This is a genomic window from Nonomuraea zeae (assembly GCF_005889725.1).
Classification (GTDB): domain Bacteria; phylum Actinomycetota; class Actinomycetes; order Streptosporangiales; family Streptosporangiaceae; genus Nonomuraea; species Nonomuraea zeae.
Genome location: NZ_VCKX01000468.1, coordinates 1 through 6,721 on the forward strand (window position 1 = coordinate 1; position 6,721 = coordinate 6,721).

General features: G+C 70.9%; 5 protein-coding genes. 4 read left to right on the forward strand and 1 reads right to left on the reverse strand.

What is annotated here, in order from left to right; translation table 11 throughout:
• Positions 1 to 5: 5 nt before the first annotated feature.
• Positions 6 to 695 (reverse strand): polyprenyl synthetase family protein, encoded by a 690-nt coding sequence (locus ETD85_RS59065; protein ID WP_240780123.1) that lies wholly within the window; start codon positions 693 to 695, stop codon positions 6 to 8.
• Positions 696 to 818: 123 nt separating this feature from the next.
• Here ETD85_RS59065 and ETD85_RS59070 point away from each other — a divergent pair, with 123 nt between their 5' ends.
• From ETD85_RS59070 to ETD85_RS59085, 4 genes are all read left to right on the forward strand, one after another.
• The gene (locus ETD85_RS59070) at positions 819 to 2,165 is read left to right on the forward strand and encodes a cytochrome P450 (RefSeq protein WP_170247443.1); all 1,347 of its coding nucleotides are present in this window, start codon (positions 819 to 821) and stop codon (positions 2,163 to 2,165) included.
• Positions 2,162 to 3,001 carry a terpene synthase family protein gene (locus ETD85_RS59075; RefSeq protein WP_138698552.1) on the forward strand — a complete coding sequence of 280 codons (840 nt, stop codon included), beginning with the start codon at positions 2,162 to 2,164 and terminating at the stop codon, positions 2,999 to 3,001. The genes ETD85_RS59070 and ETD85_RS59075 overlap by 4 nt, the downstream gene beginning before the upstream one ends.
• Positions 2,998 to 4,482, forward strand: a complete 1,485-nt coding sequence (locus ETD85_RS59080) for a prenyltransferase/squalene oxidase repeat-containing protein (RefSeq protein ID WP_206059576.1) — start codon at positions 2,998 to 3,000, stop codon at positions 4,480 to 4,482. The genes ETD85_RS59075 and ETD85_RS59080 overlap by 4 nt, the downstream gene beginning before the upstream one ends.
• Before the next feature lie 149 nt (positions 4,483 to 4,631).
• A partial coding sequence (locus ETD85_RS59085) for a sensor histidine kinase (protein ID WP_206059577.1) occupies positions 4,632 to 6,721 on the forward strand: 2,090 nt, incomplete at its 3' end.

Sequence of the window (6,721 nt, forward strand, 5' to 3'; positions counted from 1 at the left end):
GCCGGCTACGGGCGTAGTTCGCCGGAGCCGCGGGCGATCAGCCGGGTGGGCACCAGCGACCTGCGGGCCTTGGACCGGTCGCCGTCCAGCCGCGACAGCCCCCCCGCCGCCGCCGCGGCCCCCAGCAGCCCTCCGGTCTTGCCGGCGGCCATCTCCACGTACTCGGCGAGGGTGACCTGGCGCGGCCCGTGCCAGGGCCGGTTCTCGAAGGCCATGTCGGCGGCCTGTCCCTGGACGAGTTCGACGAGAGCCGCCGACACCCATGTCATCGCCTCCGGCCGCTCCGCGACCTGCCTGACGGCCAGGGCCAGGAGCGCGTCCCCGGCCAGCAGCGCGGGCCCCACCCCGTACGCCTTCCACAGCGCCTCGCGGTGCCTTCGCCGCTCGTCGTGATCGATGATGTCGTCGTGCGCGAGCGAGAACGCGTGCACCAACTCCACCGCCACCGCCGCCGGCAGTGCCGACTCCGCGCCGGCGCCGACGGCCTCCGCGGCGAGCATGGAGACGGCGGGCCGCACGCCCTTGCCGCTGTCCCCTCTGTACGGCTTGCCGTCCGCATCAGACCAGCCCAAGGCGAATGCGGCCATCCTTGCGCCCCACGGATGCAGGACCGAAACGGCCTCCCGCAGAGCCGGTTCGAGCAGGCCGCGGCAGCGGGCGACGGCGCCGCCGGCCAACGGATGGCTGAAATTCAACAGGTGCTCCTACCTCAGTGCGATCTTGAATCTACATGCATAAGCATGTGATACTCCACTCAACGGTTGACATATGTCAGAAAATGTCCGATCAGTCGATGCGGGCATCATGGGAGGTCCGCAGTGACGTTCGGCGGCGTGCCGGTGCGTGAGGCTAGAACACTTCCCTTTCTGCGATCACTGGCCCGGCATGCGCGTACGCCCGTACAGGCGTTCGAGGACGCGAGCAACCGTGCGGGCGGTGAGCTCGTCCGGCTGAACATGGGCCCCTTCCGGCCCTACCTGGTCACCCACCCTGATCATGTCCAGCACATCCTCAAGACGAACCAGCCTAACTACGTCCGGTCCGGCATGTTCTGGGACCCCCTCGCCCCGCTGCTCGGCCAGGGAATCCTGTCGGACGGCGAGGGCTGGGCGGCCAGTAGGAAGATCCTCCAGCCGGTGTTCACCGCGAGATACCTCAACTCGCTCACCGAACGCATGGCGGAGATCATCGACCGGCTCGTCGAGACCACCGTGGTGCCCGGCCGGCGGTTCGACGTTGCGCAGGGCATCTCGGACCTGATCCATCCCACGATCGTGCGGCTGTTCCTGGGCGCCACGATCTCCGACTCGGACATCGAACGGCTGGCGCCCGCCTACGACACGGGCGTGACGGCGAGGTCGATCCGGTTACTCCTCCCGTTCGCGCCGGAGCGCCTCCCGCTGCCCGGCGACGGCGCGTTCAAGCAGGCGGTCAAGACCATCGACGAGGTCGTCTACCCGCGCATCCGCTACGCCAGGGCCCGCGGCGGCGAGGCGGTCGACCTGGTGTCCAGGCTGGTCAGCGCCCGCCGGGACGAGGCCAGTGCGGACCGGCTGATCAGGGACGACATGGTGGCCATCCACGGCGCCGCCACGGAGACCTCCGTCACCGCGCTCACCTGGGTCTGGCCGGTGCTGGACGCGCATCCGCAGATCGCCGCCAAGGTGTACGAAGAGGTGCGGCGGGTGGTCGGGCGCGGGCCGGTCACGGTCGCGCACCTGCCGGAGCTCACGTACCTGAAGATGTTCGTGGACGAGCTGGTACGCCTCTACCCGCCGGGCTGGATCCTGCCCCGTACGGCGGCGCGGGCCGACCGCATCGGCGACACCGAGATCGCGGCCGGCTCCACGATGGTGCTGAGCCCCTATCTGACGCATCGGCTGCCGGAGTTCTGGGATCGGCCGCACGAATTCGACCCCGAGCGATTCGCGCCGGGCAACGAGCGGGCAGGTCATCGCTACGCCTACTTCCCCTTCGCCGCGGGGCCGCACGTCTGCCTGGGGCCCCACCTGTTCCTGATGGAGGCGCTGCTGCTGATCGCCGGGATCCTGTGCAGGTTCCGGCCCGTTCTGCACACGACCGGACCCGTCACTCCCCGGCTGGCCTCCACGCTGCGGCCACCGGCGGGGCTGTCGATGACGCTCGTCCCCGTGGAGCACGCGTGACCGGCCTCAGCACGGCCGCCGAACTGGGCAGGTCCAGTGCGCTGGCCATCGAGTGCGCCCGCGACCTGGGCCGCCACGCCGCCGAACACCCCGACCTCTTCCCCGCCAGGCCGTTCGACGCGGGCTTCTTCCACTCGCTGGGGCTCGTGGGCGCCTTCGGCTCCCCTTGGGCTGCCCCGGATCAGCTACGCGCCGTCAACCGTGCGGCGCTGTGGGTGTTCGCGGTGGACCTGCGGGTCGATCACCTCGCCGTGTCCCGCGACGAGGTGGTCGAACTGATCGCCGAGTGCCTGGCGGTGGCGGGGGGCCAGGCGCCGGGCAGCCCGCTCACCCAGGTGCTCGCCGGGCTCCGCGACGAGCTGGACGGCGATCCGCGCTGGTGCGACCAGCTCGGACGCATGCTCGGCGCGATGCTCACGGAGTGGGATTGGCGCGAGGCGAAGGCCAGGCCGGGCCTGACCGAGTACCTGACGAACGCCGACAGCTGCGGTTCCTCCTTCGTCAACCTGTCCCACTGGCTCTACACGGGCGACGCGTGGACGCTGGGCAATCTCGACGTGGTCCGCGAGGCGAGCGACGAGGTGCAGCGTTACCTGCGGCTGCTGAACGACCTGAGCACGTACGACAGGGAAGCCGGCTGGGGCGACGCCAACGCGCTGACACTGGGCGCCGGGCGTGCCGAGGTGACCGCCCGGATGGCCCGTCACGCGCGCACGGCGGCCGAGCTGATCGCTCCCATCCGCGAGGCCAGCCCGAGGACCGCGCTCTACCTGGAGCGGCAGATCGGCTTCAACACCGGCTTCTACGGCGTATCGGACTACTGGGGAGAGCTGTGAACATCGCCCGCGAAGCGGATCTGCTGATCGCCACATTGATGGCCACGCCATGGGGTCAGGTCTCCGCGTCGATCTACGAGACCGGGCGGCTGGTGACGCTGGCCCCCTGGCTGACCGGCCACGACGAGCGCATCGACTACCTGGTGAGGACCCAGCGGCCGGACGGGTCGTGGGGCGCGCCGGACGGCTACAGCCTGGTGCCGACGCTGAGCGCCACGGAGGCCCTGCTCACCGCCGGGGCCGCGGAGCCCGCGGCCCGAGGACTGGCCGCCCTGCGCGAGTGGCTGTCGCAAGAGACCCCCCTGCCCGACATGCCGGCCGTCGACCTGATCGTCCCCTCGCTGATCGCCCTCATCAACGCTCATGACGTCGGCGAGCCGCTGCCGCTGCCGCCCGGCCTCGACTACTCGCGGATGGAACGCCTCCGGCACGTGGTGGCCTCGGGGGCCGAGCTCCCGGAGAAGCTGCTGCACTCGTTCGAGGTGGCGGGCATCGCGGCGGGCGGCGGAGGCTCCGTCCGGCCGACGATGATCGGCACGATCGGCGCCTCCCCCGCCGCGACCGCCGCCTGGCTCGGCACCGGCGCCCTGCTCGACGCCGATTCGGCCAGAAGTCACCTGGAGGCGGTCGCCACCCGGTACGGAGGGCCGGTTCCCGTCGGGTTGCCCATCACCGTGTTCGAGCGCGGCTGGGTGCTGACCTGGCTGGCGCGGGCCGGCGTCCCCGTCACGGTCCCGCCGGAGATGGTGGCCGACCTCAGGGCGGCGATCGGCCCGGCCGGCACGCCCGCCGGCCCCGGGTTGCCCGCGGACGCCGACACGACGGCCGTCGCCTTGCATGCTCTGGCGCTGCACGGCATGGCGCGCGATCCGGAGAGCCTGCTGGCGTTCGACACGGGCACCCACTTCTGCACGTGGCCGGGCGAGGATGGTTTCTCCGTCAGCGTGAACGCGCACGTCCTGGACGCGTTCGGCGCGTACGCGGCCACCCGGCCCGACCGGGCGGACGCCTACGCCGGCGTGCGGGAGCGGGTCGCGAATCTGCTCGCCGAGCGGCAGCGGCCGGACGGGAGCTGGGATGATCGCTGGCACGCCTCCCCGTACTATGCGACGCTGAGCTGCGTGCTCGCGCTCGGGGAGTACGCAGGGCCCCGATTCGCCCCGGCCGTGTCCAGGGCCCGCGAGTGGGTGCTGGCCAGGCAGCGTCCCGACGGGTCGTGGGGTCGATGGGAGGGGACACCGGAGGAGACCGCGTACGCGATGCAGGCGCTGTTGCTGCCGGAGGCGGTGCGCGGCGACGAGATCGAGGAACAGGCCAAGCAGGCCGCCGCTCGCGGCTACCAGTATTTACTGCGTACGGGCGAGATATCGGACTATCCGCCCCTGTGGCATGACAAGGACCTTTACACACCGATAGCCGTGGTGCGAGCCGCCATCCTGGCAAGCCGCTATCTTTTTGCAAGTATGATCTTAACAGCCTAAATCTGGACTTAACACCACGTATTGGTATTTACCTACCTTGAGCGGCTCCTGAGGCATTGCTAAGGTGTCCCAGGTGTCGAATCCAAGAAATGTTCACGTATGCCTTGACATCTGGCTTAACGCAATCCCCTGACCTGGACGGCTAAAATATGCGTTTCCGCAACTTCGGCGTGCGGGCAAAGGTGACGGTCCTGCTGGTGTCACTCGTCGCGCTCTGGGGCTTCGCCGCCTGGGTCACCCTGCGCGAAGGTGTGAACCTCGTCGGCGCCACAACCGTCGACAGCGGCGCGGTGCAACCCAGCGAGCGCCTGCTCGCCGAGCTGCAGCGCGAGCGCCGCCTCACGGTCGTGGCCCTGGGCTCCACCCAGCAAACACCTGACAAGGCCCTGCGTGACCAGCGGGCCAGGACCGACGCCGCGCGCCAGGAGTTCGCGGAGTCCGCGACCAGCGCCGGCGTCCGGTTCGCGGCCGATGCCGCGCTGACCCGCCGCATCGACGAAGCACTGAAGATCGCCGGCGGGATCGGCCCGGCCAGGAAGGCGATCGACACCGGCCGCTCAGGCCGTCCCCAGGCTTCCGACTCCTACAACCAGATCATCGACTCGCTCTACCGCATGTTCGACTCGGTGGCCGCCCTGGACGACAAGGAGATCGCGCGGGACGCCCGTACCATGATCGTGATCAGCCGCTCGGGCGAGTATCTGGCCCGCGCGGACGCGCTCGTCGCCGGCGCGCTGGCCAGCGGCGGGTTCACGGCCTCGGAGCACACCGAGTTCATGCGGCTGGCGGGCTTCTACCGCATCTCCCTGGAGCAGGCCGCGGCGCAGCTGCCGGCCGCCGACGCGGCCGCGTTCGACGCCTGGTCGAAGAGCCGCGCCGTGACCCAGCTCCGCGCGCTGGAGCAGCGGCTCGGCCAGCGCCCCAACATCGGCATGACGCCCCCGGTGACCGGCGCGGAGTGGCGCGCGGTCACCGAGCCGGCCCGTGCCGGGCTGGACAAGCTCATCACCGACGGCGGTGACCGGCTCGTCGACCGGGCCGTGCCCGGCGCCGTCGGCGTGGTCGTCCGCCTAGTGCTGGCCGGCGGGCTGGGCCTCATCGCCGTCGTGGCCTCGATCGTGCTGTCGATCACCACGACCAGGCAGCTCCTCGCCCAGCTCAAGAAGCTGCGCGACGCCGCGCACGACCTGTCGGACGACCGGCTCCCCGGCGTGGTCGAGCGCATCGGCCGCGGCGAGGAGGTGGACCTGGCCAAGGAGGTGCCCGCGCTGGACTTCGGTGACGACGAGATCGGTCAGGTGGGCCAGGCGTTCAACACCGTCCAGCGCACCGCGATCAGCGTCGCCGCCGAGCAGGCGGAGCTGCGCCGCAGCATCCGCGACATCCTGCTCAGCCTGGCCCGCAGGACGCAGGGCCTGGTCCACCGGCAGCTGACCGTGCTCGACGTGATGGAGCGCCGCGAGACCGACCCCGAGGAGCTGAAGGAGCTCTTCCGGCTCGACCACCTCGCCATCCGCATGCGGCGCAACGCGGAGAACCTCATCGTGCTCTCCGGCTCCTCCCCCGCCCGTACGTGGCGTCGTTCGGTCCCCATGGTCGACGTGGTCCGCGGCGCGCTGGCGGAGGTCGAGGACTACACCCGCGTCACGCTCATGCCGATGGGCGATGTCGTGCTCATCGGCCGGGCCGTCGGTGACGTCATCCACCTGCTGGCCGAGCTGATCGAGAACGCCGTGTCGTTCTCGCCCCCTTACACGAACGTGCAGGTCAGCGGCCAGCTCGTGGCCAACGGGTACGTGATCGAGATCGAGGACCGCGGCCTGGGCATGAAGCCCGAGGACCTGGACAGCGCGAACGAGCGCATCTCGGACCCGCCTGAGTTCCGCATCACCGGCACCGCCCGCCTGGGCCTCTACGTGGTCAGCCAGCTCGCCAAGCGCCACGACATCCAGGTCGTGCTCAAGGCGTCCCCCTACGGCGGGACGACCGTCGTGGTGCTGCTGCCGCAGGAGCTCGTCCAGCTCGACCCGACGCCCGAGCCGCAGGAGGGCGACAAGCGCGACCGGCTGCCGCGCAGGCAGGCGGGCGTGACCACGGCGGCGCGGCCGGTCGCGGCGGAGAACGTGCGCACGCTCAAGTCCGCGCGCCAGGCCGGGGCCCCCGTCTCGGAGGCCGCGCCGATCGTCCCCGCGCCGTCCCGATCTGTCCCCGCCGCGCGCCGCCCCGCAGCCCCAACCAC